18 protein-coding genes and 2 pseudogenes are annotated in these 18,148 nt (G+C 69.9%); 14 read left to right on the top strand and 6 right to left on the bottom strand.

What is annotated here, in order from left to right; all coding sequences use genetic code 11:
• Positions 1-27: 27 nt before the first annotated feature.
• The gene (locus OIE74_RS02660; protein WP_329377964.1) at positions 28-288 is read right to left on the bottom strand and encodes a hypothetical protein; all 261 of its coding nucleotides are present in this window, start codon (positions 286-288) and stop codon (positions 28-30) included.
• A 162-nt stretch (positions 289-450) separates the two neighbouring features.
• Positions 451-1,203 carry an asparagine synthase-related protein gene (locus OIE74_RS02655; protein ID WP_329377962.1) on the bottom strand — a complete coding sequence of 251 codons (753 nt, stop codon included), beginning with the start codon at positions 1,201-1,203 and terminating at the stop codon, positions 451-453.
• 585 nt (positions 1,204-1,788) lie between these two features.
• Here OIE74_RS02655 and OIE74_RS38540 point away from each other — a divergent pair.
• From OIE74_RS38540 to OIE74_RS02645, 3 genes and pseudogenes are all read left to right on the top strand, one after another.
• Positions 1,789-2,094: pseudogene (locus OIE74_RS38540) on the top strand (alcohol dehydrogenase catalytic domain-containing protein); the annotation flags it as partial.
• A 100-nt stretch (positions 2,095-2,194) separates the two neighbouring features.
• Positions 2,195-2,392 carry a hypothetical protein gene (locus OIE74_RS02650; RefSeq protein WP_329377960.1) on the top strand — a complete coding sequence of 66 codons (198 nt, stop codon included), beginning with the start codon at positions 2,195-2,197 and terminating at the stop codon, positions 2,390-2,392.
• Between the two features lie 54 nt (positions 2,393-2,446).
• Positions 2,447-2,644, top strand: coding sequence for a zinc-binding dehydrogenase (locus tag OIE74_RS02645; protein ID WP_329392147.1), 198 nt, complete (start codon positions 2,447-2,449; stop codon positions 2,642-2,644).
• A 43-nt stretch (positions 2,645-2,687) separates the two neighbouring features.
• Here the strand turns inward: OIE74_RS02645 and OIE74_RS02640 are convergent, their stop codons facing one another.
• Positions 2,688-3,863 carry a low temperature requirement protein A gene (locus tag OIE74_RS02640; protein WP_329377957.1) on the bottom strand — a complete coding sequence of 392 codons (1,176 nt, stop codon included), beginning with the start codon at positions 3,861-3,863 and terminating at the stop codon, positions 2,688-2,690.
• A 170-nt stretch (positions 3,864-4,033) separates the two neighbouring features.
• Between OIE74_RS02640 and OIE74_RS02635 the strand changes: the two genes are divergently transcribed.
• The 5 genes from OIE74_RS02635 (at position 4,034) to OIE74_RS02615 (ending at position 7,624) form a co-directional block, all read left to right on the top strand.
• Positions 4,034-4,327: a hypothetical protein gene (locus OIE74_RS02635; RefSeq protein ID WP_329377955.1), complete on the top strand. Its 294-nt coding sequence runs from the start codon at positions 4,034-4,036 to the stop codon at positions 4,325-4,327.
• Between the two features lie 14 nt (positions 4,328-4,341).
• Complete coding sequence (locus OIE74_RS02630; protein ID WP_329377952.1) at positions 4,342-5,295, top strand: FAD-binding oxidoreductase; 954 nt, start codon at positions 4,342-4,344, stop codon at positions 5,293-5,295.
• On the top strand, positions 5,238-5,462 hold the full coding sequence (locus OIE74_RS02625) for a BBE domain-containing protein (protein WP_329377950.1): 225 nt from the start codon (positions 5,238-5,240) through the stop codon (positions 5,460-5,462). Before OIE74_RS02630 ends, OIE74_RS02625 begins: the two co-directional genes overlap by 58 nt.
• Before the next feature lie 110 nt (positions 5,463-5,572).
• Complete coding sequence (locus tag OIE74_RS02620; protein WP_329377948.1) at positions 5,573-6,856, top strand: methyltransferase domain-containing protein; 1,284 nt, start codon at positions 5,573-5,575, stop codon at positions 6,854-6,856.
• Between the two features lie 78 nt (positions 6,857-6,934).
• Positions 6,935-7,624, top strand: a complete 690-nt coding sequence (locus tag OIE74_RS02615) for a M24 family metallopeptidase (protein WP_329377946.1) — start codon at positions 6,935-6,937, stop codon at positions 7,622-7,624.
• A gap of 313 nt (positions 7,625-7,937) precedes the next feature.
• Here the strand turns inward: OIE74_RS02615 and OIE74_RS02610 are convergent, their stop codons facing one another.
• The 3 genes and pseudogenes from OIE74_RS02610 to OIE74_RS02600 form a co-directional block, all read right to left on the bottom strand.
• Positions 7,938-8,729, bottom strand: coding sequence for an ABC transporter permease (locus OIE74_RS02610; RefSeq protein ID WP_329377944.1), 792 nt, complete (start codon positions 8,727-8,729; stop codon positions 7,938-7,940).
• Positions 8,730-8,883: 154 nt separating this feature from the next.
• Positions 8,884-9,129, bottom strand: a pseudogene (locus OIE74_RS02605) (hypothetical protein); the annotation flags it as partial.
• Between the two features lie 212 nt (positions 9,130-9,341).
• Positions 9,342-10,289 (bottom strand): methionyl-tRNA formyltransferase, encoded by a 948-nt coding sequence (locus OIE74_RS02600; protein WP_329377942.1) that lies wholly within the window; start codon positions 10,287-10,289, stop codon positions 9,342-9,344.
• Positions 10,290-10,539: 250 nt separating this feature from the next.
• Between OIE74_RS02600 and OIE74_RS02595 the strand changes: the two genes are divergently transcribed.
• From OIE74_RS02595 to OIE74_RS02570, 6 genes are all read left to right on the top strand, one after another.
• Positions 10,540-11,880, top strand: a complete 1,341-nt coding sequence (locus OIE74_RS02595) for a lysine N(6)-hydroxylase/L-ornithine N(5)-oxygenase family protein (RefSeq protein ID WP_329377941.1) — start codon at positions 10,540-10,542, stop codon at positions 11,878-11,880.
• 42 nt (positions 11,881-11,922) lie between these two features.
• Positions 11,923-12,981: a FecCD family ABC transporter permease gene (locus OIE74_RS02590; RefSeq protein WP_329392146.1), complete on the top strand. Its 1,059-nt coding sequence runs from the start codon at positions 11,923-11,925 to the stop codon at positions 12,979-12,981.
• A gap of 80 nt (positions 12,982-13,061) precedes the next feature.
• The gene (locus tag OIE74_RS02585; protein ID WP_443076007.1) at positions 13,062-14,120 is read left to right on the top strand and encodes a FecCD family ABC transporter permease; all 1,059 of its coding nucleotides are present in this window, start codon (positions 13,062-13,064) and stop codon (positions 14,118-14,120) included.
• Between the two features lie 34 nt (positions 14,121-14,154).
• Complete coding sequence (locus tag OIE74_RS02580; protein WP_443076006.1) at positions 14,155-15,021, top strand: ABC transporter ATP-binding protein; 867 nt, start codon at positions 14,155-14,157, stop codon at positions 15,019-15,021.
• A 179-nt stretch (positions 15,022-15,200) separates the two neighbouring features.
• Positions 15,201-16,250, top strand: a complete 1,050-nt coding sequence (locus OIE74_RS02575) for an iron-siderophore ABC transporter substrate-binding protein (RefSeq protein WP_329377937.1) — start codon at positions 15,201-15,203, stop codon at positions 16,248-16,250.
• A gap of 78 nt (positions 16,251-16,328) precedes the next feature.
• Positions 16,329-18,119 (top strand): ABC transporter ATP-binding protein, encoded by a 1,791-nt coding sequence (locus tag OIE74_RS02570; protein ID WP_329377935.1) that lies wholly within the window; start codon positions 16,329-16,331, stop codon positions 18,117-18,119.
• The last annotated feature ends 29 nt before the right edge of the window (positions 18,120-18,148 follow it).

Here is an 18,148-nt window from a genome sequence, read left to right as displayed (position 1 = left end):
GTTGACGAGCGTCAGCGCGGCCGGCCATCACGGCAGACCGGCCACCGAGAACATCGCGCCCGACAGGAAGAACAGCGGCAGCATGGTCAAGCCGAGCACGACGAAGTAGAGCAGGGGATTGAGCAGCGTCAGTCCCGCCTGGGCGGGACTCGCGAGCAGCCGGGTCATCTCCCGCCGTTCCAGCGCCCGCAGCGCCGCCAGCTCGGCCGCGCGCCGGCCGGCCGGTCGCGTCGTGAGGCGGCCGGGTGCTCGACGACGGCCCGGGACCGGACGAACATCAGCGGCCACTCCCTGCCGTGCGGGGTGTGCTCGAACGGCGCGTACCAGTCGGGGGTCTCCTCCGGCCGTACCTCCACATGGCGGGCCCGGAGCAGTTCGGCCGCCGCGCGGCGCGCCGCGCCCAGGTCAGGTCCTCGCCTCGCCCGCCGCGCGCCTCGTAGTGCAGGGTCGTCAGGTGCCGTCGGTCCGGTCGGCGACGAAGCACAGACTCGTCGAGTCGAGGCCACCGGACAGATCGGCGCTCACCACGGGCTGGCCCGCCGTACGCGCCAGCACGGCGTCGAACAGCGCCTCGCGGACGAAGTCGCCGTCGCCCAGGGGGCGTTCGGGCGCGGGCGGTGTCCACCAGCGCCGGGTGCGCCCGGCGCCGTTCCGGCCGATCTCCAGGCAGTGTCCGATACGAGGGCTGCGCACCCCGCGCCACACCGAGGCCTCGCTGAGGGGCTCGGGCGGCCCGAACGGTGACAGCAGTTCGAGCGCGACCCGTTCCTCGTCGACGGTCGCGCCGATGCGGTCGGCCAGCGCCTCGGGGCGGTTGGCGGCCATCGTCACGCCGGCGACCTTGGCGTAGAAGACCTGGCACGCGGTGGACAGTGAGCCCTGGACCCGGACTTCGCCGTCGATCGACGCGACGAACTGGAAGCTGCCTGCGGCCAGGCGGGCGAGGCCGTCCAGGTCGGCCAGGGAGCGGACCCGGCTCAACCCGGCGGCCAGGGGCTCCTGTCGCACCTTCGCACAGCCGAGCAGGACCAGGCGCCGCGGGCCGGCGGAGACGGACACGATCTCGTCGTCCGGCCAGTCGCCCACCAGCCAGGGCCGACCGGAGTGGTGCTCGATCACCTTGGGGCCCGGCAATCCGGAGGCCGGGGCCAGCGCGAGTGCGTCGGTGCCGGCCGGATGGTCCGGAAGGACCACAAACTCCATGTGCATCCTCCACCGGAGTGTCAGAGTGGAGTGGCTCGACCGGCATATGGGGTCGGTCGGGCCACTCCCGTGCTGGTGTGCTCGGGCGCGGTAGGACCGGTGCGTCAGACTGCTGCCCCGGCGATGGCGCCCGTTCCGCTCAGTCCTGCGGGTCTACGGGTGGCTCAGAGCCACCAGGCGCCCCACACGCTGTCGAGCCAGTAGCCCCGCGAGGTGAGCGGGGATGGCGGGCGCCGGATGGTGGTGCAGGCGGGGCGCCCGGCCGGTTCGCCCGGGAGCCCTTCGCCACGAACAAAGTTATGGACCCGGCCGCACTCGCGCACGACCCCTGTTCGAGTAACACGCCCTGGAACATGGGGAGTTGACCGTTCCGCTCCGGGCGGGTCGAGCATCCCGTGCCGGCGGACGGACGCCCGGAAGGGTGAACCTGCCTGCGGGCTTCAGCCGAATGGCCGCACCGTGCGGGCGCGCCCGTAGCGTCGCCGATGCAGGCCGGGGACATCCGGCCGAGGACGGAGCGGACGGCGGTGGCGCGAACGAGAAGGAACCCCACCGGGGAATCAGGCACCGGAAAGGCGGCATGTGATGGCCACTCACCCGACCGCGATGCGCGCGGCCTACTACGAGCGACAAGGGCCGGCCCACGAGGTCCTTCAGATCGGCGAGATGCCCCTTCCCGAACCGGGGCCGCACGAGGTCCGGGTCCGCGTCGCCGTCTCCGGAATCCATGTGGGCGACGTCGGAAAGCGGCACGGTTACTGGGGCTCCACCATGGCGTATCCGCGCGTCATCCCCCACGACGACGGCGTCATCGATGCCGTGGGCGTGGACGTGGCCCCGGACCGAGTGGGCCAGAGGGTCTGGGTGTATCTCGCCCAGTCCTATCGCCCGTTCGGTACGGCGGCGGAGTACACCGTCGTACCCAGCCGGCACGCGGTCGAACTGCCCGAGGCGGTCGGGTTCGACCAAGGCGCTCTGGCCCGGCGCGGCGGTGCGGCACGCCGGCCAGGTCGACAGCGCGCTGAGCGCCGGAGCGCACCATGTCGTCAGGCTGTACGACGGAAACATGGCCGAGCAGGTCGGAGAGATCGCCCCGGCGGGAGTCGACCGGATCGCTGAAACGGATCTGGCCGGCAATGTCGACGCGGACCTTGAGGTGCTCAAGTACAACGGCGTGATCGCCACCTAAGCGACGAGCGACGCCGACGCGCCGCTTCCCTACTGGACCCCCGCCCTCAAGAACATCGCCGTCCATTTCCTGAGCAACGACGACTTCCCCGAGTGCGCCAACGAATCGGCCGCCGCCGACCTGACCGCGGCCGTCACGGCGGGGGATCTGCGGTACCCGATCGCGGTGAGGTTCCCACTCAAGAGGATCGCCGACGCACAGGACGCCACGGAGAGCGCGGGCGCGAAAGGACGAGTCGTCGTCGACCTGTGAGCCCTGGGCGGTCTCGGCCCGGGACGCCCTCACGCCGGGGGCCTCAGCGGGCCGGGTTCCGCTGGATGTACGTCACCACCCCCGCGACCAGGGCGGCGGTGACGAGACCGGTGATCAGGACAGGGTCGTCCGCGAAGGTGGCCGCGAGGAGACCGAGCAGAGCGAGTGCCCACATCGCGTCCAGGGTCCCGGACGGCTTCGAGCCGCGGCGCAGCAGCGCGAGCGCCGTGAGATAGACGGCGACCGGAATGGTGTACGCGGCCGCCACGGCGGTCCGGCTGATCTCGACGTGACCGGTGGCCTCCGCGATGTTCACGCTGAGACCGGCGCCCACCGCCGCCGCGGAGGCGAACAGGGCGTAGTGGCCGTATCCCCAGCGCAGCGATGCCGCCAGCGAGGTGAGCCGGCTCGGGGAGTCGAAAGCGAAGTACAGCCACCACATGGCGAAGACGGTCACGAGACCGCCGATCGACAACGAGGCGACATCACCGAAAGAGACATCCGTATCGAGGGCGGCACGCATGGCGGCGGCGGCAGCCGCCACCGTCTCACCGAGAACGATGAGGGTGAACAGGCCGAAGCGCTCCGCGATGTGCTGAGGGTGCCAGGTGGTCGGCGCGGTCCGCTCCGCCCAGGGGGGAATCGCGAGTTCGCCCACCGCCAGAACGACGAACGCCACCGGCAGATCGGGAATCACACCGAACGCGACGATGACCCAGCCGATTTGAATGAGGAAGATCCCCGCCGCGTAACGCAGGCTGGACGTCCGCCGTTCGCGGTCGGAGTAGGCGGCGCGCAGCCATTGGGCGACCATGGCCAGCCGCATGACCACGTACCCCATGGCGACCAGGACGAAGTCGGAGTCATCGAGGGCCCTGGCCGCGCCGGCGGCCATGATGAGCGCGCCACCGATCTGAACCAGGGTCAGCAGCCGGTAGAAGACGTCGTCGGTGTCGTAGGCGGAGGCGAACCAGGTGAAATTCATCCAGGCCCACCAGATCGCGAAGAACACCATCGCGTAGCCGAGGACTCCGTGGCCGATGCGCCCGGAGGTGACCTCGTGCTCGAACGCGGCGGCGGCCTGGGCGACCGCGATGACGAAGCAGAGGTCGAAGAGGAGCTCCAGCTCGGTCGAGCTGCGGGCGCGCTCATCGGCACTGCGTGCCCTCATCGGCCGGTACCAGGTCCAGCCGGTGTCGGCGGCCGTTGGGTCGCTCATGGGTTCCACTCCTGTAGGCACGCCATGGGTGACAGGCGGGCACATCAGCCGGTGAGGAGTAACGGTCAACCGCAACGCCAAATTTGGGCAAATATGATGATAACGTGCCCGTGCTGAATCAACGGTCGAGCACGCGCGGCGTCGGCAGGCCGACGCGGAAAGGCATCGTCATGGCCCGAGAGGAATCGAACGGCGCACCCGACCGCGACCGGTGGGAACGGGAGCTGGCCGCTCTCGCCGCCGAGGCCGCCGGCCCCGTCCTGACACCCGGCGCGGAGGGTTACAAAGACGAGTGCGAGGTCTTCAACCTGGCCGTCACGCACCACCCCGCGGTGGCCGTCGGCGCGACGAGCCCCCAGGACGTGTCCCTGGCCGTGCGCGCCGCCGGGAGGCTCGGGCTGAACATCGCGGTGCTCAGTACGGGCCACGGCCCTCGCTGCCCGCGACCGAGGAAACTCTGCTGATCACCACGGCGCGGATGTCGGACCTCACGATCGACCCCGAAGCACGGACCGCCCGCGTCCAGGCGGGAGTCCGTTTCCAGCAGCTCGTCACCGACGCCGCCGCGCACGGCCTCGCGCCGCTCGCCGGCTCCTCGTCGGGCGTCGGAGTCGTGGGCTACACGCTCGGCGGCGGAAGCAGCATCACCATGGGACGCAAGTACGGGTGGGCCTCGGACCATGTCACCCGGATCGAGGTCGTCACGGCGGACGGCGAGCTGCGGCACGTCTCGGCGACGTCGGAGAGCGACCTGTTCTCGGCCCTGCTCGGAGGCAAGAGCAACTTCGGTGTCGTCACCGCGATGGAGTTCGCCCTCTTCCCCGTGACGCACCTTTACGCGGGCGCGCTCTTCTTCTCGGGCTCGGACGCCGGCGTGGTGTTCGAGGCGTACCGGCGCTTCACCTCGACGACTCCTGATGGCCTGACTTCGGGAATCGTATTTCTCAACTTCCCCCCGCTGCCCGACCTTCCTGAGTTCATGCGGGGCAAGACCGCGGTGGCGATCCAGCTCTCCTACGTCGGCCGGGAGGAGGAGGGGGAGCGGCTGATCGCGCCCTTGCGTCAGGTCGCGACGCCCTTGATGGACACCGTTTCCACGATGCCGTACACCGAATTCGGATCCATCGGAATGGATCCCGCCGACCCCATGGCCGCCGTCGAACACTTCGGGCTCCTCGACGAGATGACGCCGGACACCGTCCGCGCGATCGTCGATCACATCGGCACCGACCCGGGAACCGGATCAACATGGTCGACATCCGGCAGCTCGGCGGCGCGTACGCCCGCCCGCCGGTCACGGCCAACGCGGTGGGCGGACGCCGCGACGCCGCGTTCACCGTCCTCGCGCTCGCCGTGGCCCCTCCGGGCGAGGACGTGTCCTCGTACGCGAACGCGGGCCAGGAACTCTTCGAGGTTCTCGCGCCCTGGCTGAGCCGGCGAAGACACCCGGGTTTCCTCGGCCCCGCCGACGCCACGGCCCGGCGGACCCGCGAGGCGTACGACCCGGTGGTCTACGAACGGCTCCGGTCCGCCAAGGCGCTCTACGACCCCGAGAACAGATTCCGCGTCAACCACAACATCCCGCCGCGACAGGCGTAGTTCCACCCAGTGGCGTGAAACGCAGGTGCGATCGGATGTCCCCCATCTGCCCTTGATGTACTGTCGGATGGCGGTGTTTGGGGTCGCATCTGCGGACAGGGGGCGAGGCCATGGCGGTGCTGGTGGTGCAGCACGTACCGGAGGAGGGGCCGTATGCGATCGGTGCCGCGCTCGACAGGGCCGGGCTGCGGACGCGGTTGTGCCGGGTGTGGGCGGGGGATCCGCTGCCCGAAGGCCTCGTCGGAATCGAGGCGTTGGTCGTGATGGGCGGGCCGATGGCCGCGTACGGCGACGACGGCTTCCCCACCCGCGCCGCCGAACTCACCCTGCTGCGTGCGGCGTTGGCCGCCGAGGTGCCCGTGCTGGGAGTCTGTCTTGGCGCGCAGCTGCTGGCTGTGGCGGCGGGGGCAGCCGCCCGTACCGGCTCGGGGCTCCAGGTGGGATGGGGCGAGGTACGCACACGGCATCCGGCAGCCACCGATCCGCTGTTCGCGGGGACGCCCGAGCGGCTGGAGGTCCTGCACTGGCACGGCGACACCATGGACCTGCCGGACGGGGCGGTCCCGCTCGCGTCGTGCGACCGCTACCCGGTGCAGGCGTTCCGGGTGGGCGGGGCCGCGTGGGGGCTTCAGTTCCATCTGGAGGCGGACGAGGAGACCGTGGCGGCCCTCGCGGCGGTTTTCCCGGCGGAGGCAGCCACAGCTCCCAGCCTCCGGGAGACCACACCGGCCGCCCTCGCCGCGCTGGCTCCGCACCGGGACCGCGTGCTCGCCCGGTTCGCCGCGCTCGTCGCGGCGCGGGCCGAACACACCGCGAGCCGGGCGTTCTTCACCCCGAAGGCGGACCGCTGGGAGGCGCGCTTCGCCGCCGACACCCCGGCGTACGTGTCCGCCGTCTCGCGCATGGGACTGCGCCCCGGACAGACCGCGCTGGACGTGGGCTGCGGCACCGGACGCGTCCTGCCCGCCCTGCGCGAGGAGGTGGGGGACAAGGGCACGGTCCTCGGTGTGGACGTCACCCCCGCCATGCTCGCGGCGGCGGCCCGCGAAGGGCGCGGCGGCTCCGCGCGTCTGCTGATCGCCGACTGCCTGCGTCTGCCGCTGCCTTCTGGGACGGTCGACGGCATCTTCTCGGCGGGGCTGCTCAACCACGTCGCCGACCCGCCCGCCGCCCTGTGCGAGTGGGCCCGCGTCGTCAGACCGGGCGGCACCCTCCTGCTCTTCCACCCGTCGGGCCGCGCCGAACGAGCCGCCCGCCACGGCCGTCCCCTCAGCCCCGACGACCCGCTGGCGGAGGCGAACCTGCGACCGATGCTGGACGCCGCCGGCTGGCGTACGGACTGCTACGACGACGGGCGCGGATACTTCCTGACCCGGGCGATCCGTACGGGCTGACGCCGCCGCGCCGGGGCTGTTCGCTCGCTTAGGCTGGCACCTGAAGAGTCTTCGGACGCGGCGCACGATGGGGGACAGATGACCGAAGAGACGACCCGCGCCGAGCGCCTGCTGGCGGCTCAGGCCAAGGCGGCCGGGCTCTTCGCCGAGATCGGGTCGCGCGGTCTGGTCGCACCGGGCCTCGGGGAGCAGGCCGTCAGCGACCGGGTACGCGACCTGGCGAACGAACTGTTCGGCCCGACCCGGCACTGGCACAAGCGCATCGTCCGCTCCGGACCCAACACCCTCCACCCGTACCGGGAGAACCCGCCCGACCGGACCATCGGCCAGGACGACATCGCCTTCGCCGACTTCGGCCCGATCTTCGACGAGTGGGAGGCCGACTTCGGACGCACCTTCGTTTTCGGCGACGACCCCGTCAAGCACCGGCTCCTTGCCGACCTGCCCGAGGTCTTCGCCGCCGGACGCCGCGCCTTCGACGCCGACCCGGACATCACCGGCGCCCGCCTGCACGCCGAGATCGGCCGGCTGGCCGAAGCACGGGGCTGGGAGCTGGGCGGCTGGCACGCGGGGCATCCGGTGGGCGAGTTCCCGCACGAGAAGATCGACGGTGCGGACATCGAGTCGTACATCGCGCCCGGCAACGAGACGCGGCTGCGCCGGCCCGACCGCGCCGGACGCGACTGCCACTGGATTCTTGAGATCCACCTCGTCGACCGCGAGCGCGGCTTCGGCGGCTTCCACGAGGAACTCCTCGACCTCGGCTGAGACGCCCACCAGGACGACGGACCGGCCCCTATCGCGGGGCCGGTCCTTCGCTTTTCCGTGAGAACTCCAGGGATCGGCCGGAGCACGGAATTCAGCGCGCAAAGTTCGGGCGGTGCGGACTTTCTGCCCAGTATTCGATCTCGGCGACGCTAAGGGCTGTCCCGTAATCCTTGGCGGGCGCGCGACGACAGCTACGGCACCTCGCCGCGTTGTCGGAACGTCCGAATACATCCAGTATGCGGACGTCCCTCCGCCTTGCGATGCACCGCATCTGACGCCGCGCGCTGATCCACCAGGGATTGCGGGACAGCCCTTAGCCGGTACCGGAACCTCTGGGTGGACGGTGGAGCTCGCCCCGGGTGACCAGTTCCACCGTGACGGCCACCGCCACTGCCTGGATGGCCATCAGCGCGATCAGCACGAAGAGTTGGACCGCCCCGGCCGACAGCGGGTCGGCGCCGCCCAGGAGCATGCCGACGAAGGCGCCGGGGAGGGTGACCAGCCCGACCGTACGAGTCTGGTCGAGGCCGGGGAGAAGAGCGTCGGAGGCAGCCGGGCGAGCGACCTCCATACGGGCTTCCCGCTCCAGCAGACCGAGCGCCAGGCCCGCCTCCACCTCGCCGTGACGCAGCTCCAGTTCGTCCAGTGCCCGGCGGCCCGCCAGGACCGTGGCGGTCAGGGCGCCGCCGATGAGGATGCCGGTGACCGGGATCAGGGCGATGCCCTTGACCGGGATCAGACCGGTGAGCAGAAGGGCGCCCACCACCGGCGCCACCCCGGCGGCGATGGGCGCGGCGGTCTTCCACCAGGTCCCGTCGGTGGTCACGCGGCGTCCGGCCGTACGGACGGCGACAGCGAACATCAGCAGGATGAACGCCGCGGTGGCCACCGCGTGGTGGATCACCCAGGTGATGACGGCGGAGACGACGGCCAGTTGAACGGCGGCGCGCAGACCCGCCGTGAGGATCTGGCGCGACCGTCCCGAGCCGGAGTCCGGTGCCAGCCGGAAGAGGGCGGCGACTCCGGCCGCGACAACGAGAAGTACCGCGAGCAGCACACCCAAGGTGGAGTTGACGGGCAGGAGAGACGTGCCACTCGCGAGCAACTTTCCTGTCCCTTCCAGCCGCCCTGTCCGGTCCGGTCCCACCCAGGTCAACCCCGGAGAGCCGATCTCGCCTCAGTGTGATGACGCGTGGCGTTGACGCGTCTCAGCTTCGGTCCGCACTGGTGAGAGCCTCGCTGATCATGCGCGTGGCGAAGTCGTGCTCCTCATGGGCTTTCCGCAGCCACGTCATGAACATGTAGATGAGCGTGCACGCGCCGTCCAGCACGTCGTCGGCCCCTCGGGGGCCCAGTGAGGCGGCGAACTGGTTGATCAGCTCCTGCTGTTCGGGGTCGGTCTCCGTCTTGCCGCTGTGGATGCTCCTGAGCCGCGAGTCGATCATCGGGAGCGCCGCGCCCACATCGCCGGCGGGTGCGTTCTGGGGGCCGTAGGGCGATGACACAGGATTCCTCCTCAGCTTGCCGCGACGGGCGGCACGGGGTGTTCGTACAGTAGACGGCCGATGAGAGAGGGTCGGCGGCTTATTTGCCTTTTCGGCCACGATGTGATTGGCGCCGCGCACCGGCGATCTTGAAAGCGGCAGGCCCGGCCCCGCTAAGGGCCGGGCCTGAGAGTGGCGCCGGTTCGGCTCCCGGAGGTCGGGGGCCGTTCGTGTCAGGGACGGCTCGTCAGGTAGCCGCCCATAGTGGTGAAGTACTCCGTCGCGGGCAGCTCCCGGCCGTCCTCCGTCCGGACGCGCGTGATCGCCAGGCCGTGGTTGCGGCCCGTGCGGGCGTCGGCTCCGGCCACGATCACCACGCCGTCGCCCTCGCGGTAGAAGACACGGCCCGGCGTACCGCCGTAGAGGCCATCGGACACCACAGCGGCGAGGACTTCGAGGCGCTTGCCCTTGTGGAAGGCGAAGGCGCTCGGGTACGGCTCCGACTGGGCGCGGACCAGGCGTTCGAGGTCCTCCGCCGGCCAGGTCCAGTCGATGCGGATGTCCTCGGCGGACCGCTTGTGGAAGAAGCTCGCCTGCGAGCGGTCCTGCTTGGTGAACTCCGTCTGGCCGGCGGCGATGAGGCCGAGCGCGCCGATGGTGACCGGTGCGATGAGCTCGACGGTCTTGTGGAAGAGGTCGGTCGCGGTGTCCTTCGGTCCGACCGCGACCGCCTCCTGGCGGACGACGTCGCCGGCGTCGAGTTCGTCGTCCATCATGTGTGCGGTGACGCCCACTTCGGGCTCGCCGTTGATCAGGGCCCAGATCAGCGGGGAGAAGCCGGCGTACTTCGGCAGCAGCGAGTCATGGATGTTCAGGGTGCCGTGCCGCGGCAGGCCGAAGATCCGCGGGGGGATCCAGGTCCGCCAGTTGTTGGCGACGATGATGTCCGGGTCGGCCTCCTTGAGGCGTTCGAACAGCTCCTCGTCGTCCGGCCGGTTGCGGATCAGCACCGGGACGCCGTGCTCCTCGGCGAGGTCGGCGACGGAGTCGCTCCAGATCTTTTCGTACGCGTGCTCGCTCTTGGGGTGGGTCACGACCAGCACCACGTCGTGCTCGGAGTCCAGAAGGGCTCGCAGGGTGCGGTGGCCCCAGGTCTGGTAACCGAACATGACGACCCGCATGGGGGTTCCTCCTCGGAGCAGGGAATGACCAAAGGTAGTTAAGCAAGGCTTACCTTAGTGTGCAACTGACCTGCCCGGTGGCCCAGTCGGCGGATGCCGGTGCAAGGTACCCCACTCGACAGCCGTACGGGATTAGCTTAGGCTCACCTAAGTTCAGGGTGGGATCGCTTCGTCGGCGTGCCCACCTTCTGTCTGTCTCACGTACCCCCACGCCTGACAGGGCGGCTTCCCCCGTATGAATGGGAGTGACATGTCACAGGTTCTTCCTGGCGACGCAGCACCGGTCCACGACCTCATAGGCATCGGCTTCGGGCCGTCCAATGTGGCGATGTCGATCGCGGTCAGCGAGCACAACGCACGCGTCGGCAGGCAGGAGCCGGTCACCGCTCACTTCTTCGAGCAGCAGCCCCGGTTCGGCTGGCACCGGGGGATGCTCATCGACGACGCGACCATGCAGGTGTCCTTCCTCAAGGACCTGGTGACGCTCAGGAACCCGACCAGTGAGTTCAGCTTCCTCTGCTACCTGCAGAGCAAGGGGCGGCTGATCGACTTCATCAACCACAAGAACCTCTTCCCCCTGCGGGTGGAGTTCCACGACTACTTCGAGTGGGCCGCGGCCAAGGTGGACGACACGGTCTCCTACGGCCACGAGGTCGTCGGCGTCATGCCCGTCGTCCGTGACGGGACCACGGAGTATCTGGATGTCACCGTCCGGTCGAGGGAGGGGCTCGCGGTCCACCGCACCCGCAACCTCGTCATCGGCACCGGGCTGCGTCCCCAGATGCCGGAGGGCGTGGAGCGTGGCGACCGCGTCTGGCACAACTCCGAACTGCTCAAGCGGGTCGAGGAGTTGGCGGACTCGTCGCCCTCCCGCTTCGTCGTCGTCGGCGCCGGTCAGAGCGCCGCCGAGAACGTCGCCTATCTGCACCGCCGCTTCCCCGACGCCGAGGTCTGCGCGGTCTTCTCGCGGTACGGCTACAGCCCCGCCGACGACAGCGCGTTCGCCAACCGGATCTTCGATCCCGACGCCGTCGACCAGTACTTCGCCGCGCCCGAGGACGTCAAGGGCCGGCTCATGGACTACCACGGGAACACCAACTACTCCGTGGTGGACATCGACTTGATCGACGACCTCTACCGGCAGATGTACCGGGAGAAGGTCCTCGGCACCGAGCGGCTGCGCTTCATCAACGTCTCCCGGCTGGTGGACGTCAAGGAGACGCCCGACAAGGCGCGTGCCACGGTGAAGTCCCTCGTCACGGGCGAGGAGACCTTCCTGGACGCCGACATCGTGGTGTTCGCCACCGGCTACGGCCCCGCCGACCCCGTCGGCCTTCTCGGTGAGGTCGCGGACCGCTGCCTCCGGGACGACGAGGGCCGAGTCCGCGTCGAACGCGACTACCGCATCGCCACCGCCCCCGACCTGAGCTGCGGCATCTATCTCCAGGGCGGCACGGAGCACACGCACGGCATCACGTCGTCCCTGCTGTCCAACACCGCGATCCGGGTCGGTGAGATCCTGGACTCGCTGCTCGGCCGAGGCGCCAGGTCCGCCTCCGGAGAGCCCCGACCGGGCATGCTCTCCTCGTAGATCAAAGGGATAACGTACGGCGACATGAGCACGACTGGCGACATGAGCAGGACCGCGGTTGAGCGCCCGATACCCAAGGAACGAACAGAGGCCCGTCGGCACCGGGCCCTGGGGCTGGGCACGTTGGTGGTGATCCTCCTGATCGTGGGGGTGGTCTCGCTGGCCGTCGGCGCCCGCGCGCTGAGTCCCGCCGAGGTGTGGCACGGGCTGTTCGCGGCGCCGGAATCCGATCAGCGGCTCACCGAGATCAGGCTCATCGTGCACACCGTGCGGGTGCCCCGGACGGTCCTCGCGATCGTGGCGGGCATCGCCCTCGGGATCGGCGGGGCACTGATCCAGGGGTACACACGTAACCCGATCGCGGACACGGGGCTGCTCGGGGTGAACGCCGGCGCCTCGTTCGCCGTGGTCACCGCGATCGCCCTGTTCGGGTTCACCAACCCCTTCCAGTACGTCTGGTTCGCCTTCCTGGGCGCGGGGGTCGCCGGTGTCGTCGTGTTCGGTCTTTCGAGCATCGGCCGGGGGGCAGGCAACCCGCTGACGCTCGCACTGGCGGGGCAGGGGGTCACGGTGTTCCTCGCGGCGATGACCACGGCCATCTCACTCTCGGACCAGAAGTCGCTGAACGCGCTGCGGTTCTGGAACTCGGGCTCCGTGGCCGGTGTCGGATTCGGCGTCATCTGGCCGGTGGCCGTGTTCATCGCGGTCGGGCTGGTGCTGGCGCTGACCACACTGCCGGCTCTCAACCTGCTCAACCTCGGCGACGACGTGGCGCGCGGGCTGGGAGTGAACATCGCGCTGAGCCGGACCGTCGGCATCGTCGCCATCACCCTGCTCGCGGGCGCGGCGACGGCGGCGTGCGGGCCCATCGCGTTCCTCGGGCTGATGGTGGCCCATGTCGCCCGCCATCTCACCGGGCCGGACTACCGCTGGCTGGTGCCGTACGCGGGTGTACTCGGCGCCCTGATCCTTCTTGTCAGTGACATCGTGGGGCGATTGGTGGTGCGGCCGGGCGAGTTGGACTCGGGCGTCGTCGTCGCCCTCCTCGGCGCCCCGTTCTTCGCGGGCCTCGTGTGGCGTGGAAAGTTCAAGAGCGCATGAGCGGAACAGACGCGGAAAAGGACGCCGGGACAAAAACCGCGAACGCCCCCCGGACAGACGCCGGGACCGGCGTCCGGCGCGTGAAGCGAGCGGTGGCGCCTGGCGCGCGCATCGGCCAACTCTCGTTCGTATGGCGGCCCTGGATGGTGCTGGTCACGCTGCTGCTGGCGGCGGCGACCTTCCTCGTCTTCTGCGTGTCCATCGGCGTCGGCGACTTCCCCATCGGCCTGTCCCGGGTGATCGCGACGATCCTCGGCCGGGGCGAGCAGGTCGACGAGTTCGTGATCATGGATCTGCGGATGCCGCGTGCCCTCACCGGTCTCGTCGTCGGGATCGCGCTGGGGGTGTCCGGGGCGATCACGCAGTCCGTCGCGCGCAATCCGCTGGCCAGCCCGGACATTCTGGGGATCACCTGGGGCGCCGGCGCGGTCGCGGTGTTCCTCGTGACGGTGTCGAGCAGCACGACCGAGGCGGTCGTCAGCTCCGTGGGCCTGTCCGCCGCGGCGCTCGGGGGCGGCCTCGGTACAGGACTGCTGGTCTACTTCCTGGCGTGGCGGCGCGGGATCGACGGCTTCCGCCTCATCCTCATCGGCATCTCCGTGAGCGCGGTGATGCAGGCGATCACCATCTGGCTGCTGGTCAAGGCCGACATCAGGGATGTCGCGCGGGCCCAGGTGTGGCTGGTCGGCTCGCTGGACAACCGGTCGTGGGACGACGTACGGGTGGCGCTCTGGTGCACGCTCGTCCTCATGATCGTCGTCGCGGCGGCCACGTTCCAGTTCAAGCCGATGCACCTCGGTGACGAGGTCGCCGCGGGTCTGGGGGTGCGGTACACGGTCGTACGGGCGGTCCTGCTGCTGTGCGCCGTCCTGCTGGCCGCCGTGGGTGTGAGCGCGGCGGGCCCGGTCGCGTTCGTCGCGTTGGTGGCGCCGCAGGTGGCGATGCGTCTGATGCGGTGCCCGACACCGCCGTTGATGGCTTCCGGGCTGGTGGGCGCGTTGCTGCTGATCGGTGCGGACCTGGTCGCGCGTGCGGCGCTGCCGATCACGCTCCCCGTCGGTGTGGTCACCGCCGCGATCGGCGGGCCCTTCCTCGTCTATCTGCTGGTGAGGGCGAACCTCAGACAGACAGATAGATGATAAAAAGGTTAGGCAAACCTAATAAGGGGGGCTTGTGGCTGCTCAGTACATCACCGAGACAGAGGCGGAGACAGCGTCGGAGGCCGGCTCCGCGCCCAGCTCCGGCGCGGGCGACGTCGCGCGGCTGGCAGCCAGAGATGTCATGGTCGGATACGGCGGCCGGACCGTCATCGACGGTCTCGACGTGACGATCCCGCCGGGCGTGATCACCACGATCATCGGCCCCAACGGCTGTGGGAAGTCGACCCTGTTGCGCACCCTGACCCGGCTGCTCAAGCCGGCCAGGGGGACGGTCCTGCTGGACGGCGAGGACATCGCCCGGCTCAGGACCAGGGACGTGGCGAAGAAGCTCGGTCTGCTGCCCCAGGCGCCGGTCGCGCCGGAAGGGCTGACGGTGGCCGACCTCGTCGCCAGAGGGCGTCATCCGCACCAGAGCTGGCTGCGGCAGTGGTCGTCGGACGACGCGGATGTCGTGGAGCACGCGCTGGCCATGACCGGGGTGGCCGATCTGGCCGAGCGTCCGGTCGACTCGCTGTCGGGCGGGCAACGCCAGCGCGTCTGGATATCGATGACGCTGGCTCAGGGCACCGACCTGCTGCTGCTGGACGAGCCCACCACCTATCTGGACCTGGCGCACGCGATCGACGTGCTCGACTTGGTGGACGATCTGCACGAGTCGGGGCGCACCGTGGTCATGGTGCTGCACGACCTGAATCTGGCGACGCGCTACAGCGACAACCTCATCGTGATGCGGGAGGGGGCGATCCTGGCGCAGGGGCATCCGCGTGACGTGATCACCGCCGAGCTGCTGCACGAGGCGTTCGGGCTGCGCGCCCAGGTGATCGACGCACCGGTGGGCGACAGCCCGATCATCGTGCCGCTGGGCCGTACGCACGTTTAGCGTCCGCCCCTCGGGCCAGGATTGACAGGCCCGGATTCCGCTCGCGCGGTCGTCCCGGGACAACCCATGCCGAGGTAAAGGGAATTCGCAGGTTAGGCTAGGCTAACCTCACTCGCGCAGGATAAGGTTTGGCTGCCCTAAGACAAGGGTGCCGGTAGCACGAAGGCAAGGGATTCCGGATGCTTCTCCATAGAACGACGCTCGTGAAGCCGTTGCGGCGACTGGCGGCGACACTGTCCGCCGCGGCGCTCGGTGTCGGCCTGCTCGCGGGATGCGGTTCCGACTCGGCGGACAAGCCGAGCGACGACGCCCCCGCCGCCGCTTCCGGCGCGTTCCCGGTCACCGTGGAGCACGCGTTCGGATCCACGGAGGTCACCAAGGCCCCGAAGCGGGTCGTCTCCGTCGGCTACACCGACGACCAGGCCATCCTGGCGTTCGGCATCAAGCCGGTCGGCATGGTCGACCAGTACCCGAACCCGGCTGGCGAGTCCCCCGACATCAACACCCAGTGGCCCTGGGTGAAGGACAAGTGGGGCGACGCCCGCCCCGAAGTCATCATGAAGAACGGCGACTCGGGGCCCAACTACGAGAAGATCGCCGCCCTGCGCCCCGACCTGATCATCGCGGTCTACTCCGAGATCGACCAGGCCGCGTACGACAAGCTCTCCAAGATCGCCCCGACCGTGGGCCGTACGAAGGCCGAGAAGGAGCCCTTCAGCGCCCCCTGGCAGGACAACGCGGCCCATATCGCCAAGGCGCTCGGCAAGGAGGACGAGGGCACCGAGCTGGTGCGGGGCATCCAGGAGAAGCTCGACGCGGCCAAGAAGGCGCACCCCGAGTTCGCCGACCAGACCGCGGTCGTCATCTCCTGGTACAAGAACGCGATCTCGCCGTTCACCTCCACCGACGTACGCGGACAGCTGGTGACGGGCACCGGGTTCACGTATCAGACCAAGATCGACGACATCGCGGACGGCGGCTTCTCCACCGAACTCTCGCCCGAGCGCATCGACCTGATCGACGTCGACCGCATCTTCGTGGTCAACGACAAGGCGGACACGGAGGCGCTGAACAAGTTCGAGCTGTTCGCCAACCTGCCCGCGGTCAAGAACAAGAAGGTGTCCTACCTGCTGGACAGCGAGGGCCCCGCGATCGGCGCGGCCATGTCCCAGGGCACCCTGCTCTCCCTGCCGTACGCGATCGACGAACTCGTCAAGTCGGTCAAGTAGATCGGTTCGAGTAGAGATGACGATGGTGGTCAACCTGTTCCGCTCCCAGCCCAGTTCCGTGTCAGGACCGGTCTCCGGGTGAGCGCGGCCGGCACCCGCGCCGCTCCGGCGGCACTGCGTACGGCGAGCGGAGGCGAGGCCACCCGGTGGGTCGTGGCGCACTGCCGCGAGACGCCATGGCTGACGCTGGCCACCGTGCTCACCACGGTGGCCGGCGCGGCGCTCCAGGTACTCCCGGTGCTTCTGCTGGGCCGGGTGGTCGACGGAGTGGTCGCGGGCGACTCGCGCTCGGTCCTGGTCACGGTCACGGTCCTGCTGGGGGCCGCCGCGCTGCTCGGGGCGGCGGCCACCGCCGCATCGACCTATCTGATCGGGCGCCTCGGCGCGGATCTGCTCGCACGGCTGCGGGAACACGCGGTCCGGGCCGTACTGGGAATGCCCAGCGCACGGATCGAACAGGTCGGCCGGGGCGATGTGTTGTCCCGCGTCGGCGACGACGTGGCCGTGCTGTCCAAGGGCATCCGGACGGCCATCCCCACCGTGTTCTCGGCGGGTGTGCTGGTCTTCATCGCCACCGTGGGGATGTTCGGGCTGGACTGGCGGCTCGGCCTCGCGGGCGCCGGCGCCCTGCCCGCGTACGCGCTCGCCCTGCGCTGGTATCTCCCGAGGTCCGCCCCCCTCTACCGCGAACAGCGCGTCGCCCAGGCCGATCGCGCGCAGGCGCTGATCAGCGGACTGAACGGCATAGACACCGTACGGGCGTACCGCCTGGAGGAATCCGTCCGCGAGACGGTGACCCGGGAGTCGTGGCGGGTGCGCGATCTCGGTATCGAGGTGTTCCGGTTCTTCGGCCGTTTCGTCGGCAGGGAGAACCGCGCGGAGTTCATCGGGCTCGTCCTGATCCTTGTGGTGGGGTACGCCCTGCTGGAGGCCGACGCCGCGACTCTGGGCGAGGTGTCGGCGGCCCCCCTGATGTTCCACCGGCTCTTCACCCCGCTGGGCGCCATCATGTTCACCTTCGACGAGGCGCAGAAGTCGGGCGCGAGCCTGACCCGTCTGGTCGGCGTGCTGGGGGAGGACACCGAGGACCGGCTGGTCGGCGACGGTTCCGTCGCCCCGGCGGCGGAGTCCGTGCCGTATCCGGTGACGGTGGAGGGGCTGACGTTCAGTTATCCCGACACCGACGAGCCGGTCCTGCGGGACGTCAGCCTGACGATTCCGGCGGGCGGTTCGCTCGCCCTGGTGGGGGCGACCGGCGCGGGCAAGTCCACCCTGGCCGCCCTGATCGCCGGCATCGGGACCCCGCAGGCCGGATCGGTACGGATCGGGCCGCACGATCTCGCGGCACTGGACGAGGCGGGCTCGCGCGCCCTGGTGAGCATCCTGACCCAGGAGACGCATGTGTTCTCCGGTCCGCTCGCCGACGACCTGCGGCTCGCCGCGCCCGAGGCGACCGACGCCCAACTCGCCGACGCTTTGCGGACAGTCGGCGCGGGCGAATGGGTCGAGGGGCTGCCCGACGGGCTGAACACCCTGGTCGGCGAGGGCGGCGAACGCCTGGACGTCACCAAGGTCGCCCAGATCGCCCTGGCCCGGCTGGTGTTGAGCCGGTCGCCGGTCGTGGTCCTCGACGAGTCGACCGCGGAGGCGGGCAGTGAGGGCGCGGCCGAGCTGGAACGGGCGGTGCTGGCCGCCTGTTCGGGCCGGACCACGCTGTTCGTCGCACACCGGCTGACCCAGGCGATGGCGGCGGACCGCATCGCCGTGCTGGACGCGGGGCGCGTGGTCGAGCGGGGGACCCACCATGAACTGGTGGCCCTCGGAGGCCGGTACGCACGACTGTGGCGGGCGTGGCGGGAAGGTAGCTAGGCCGCCTTGATTAGGCGAGCCTAAGTTAG

This window comes from Streptomyces sp. NBC_01716, from assembly GCF_036248275.1.
GTDB lineage: Bacteria > Actinomycetota > Actinomycetes > Streptomycetales > Streptomycetaceae > Streptomyces.
Note: the sequence above shows the minus strand (reverse complement) of the source record. Positions and strands in the feature narration are given on the sequence as shown.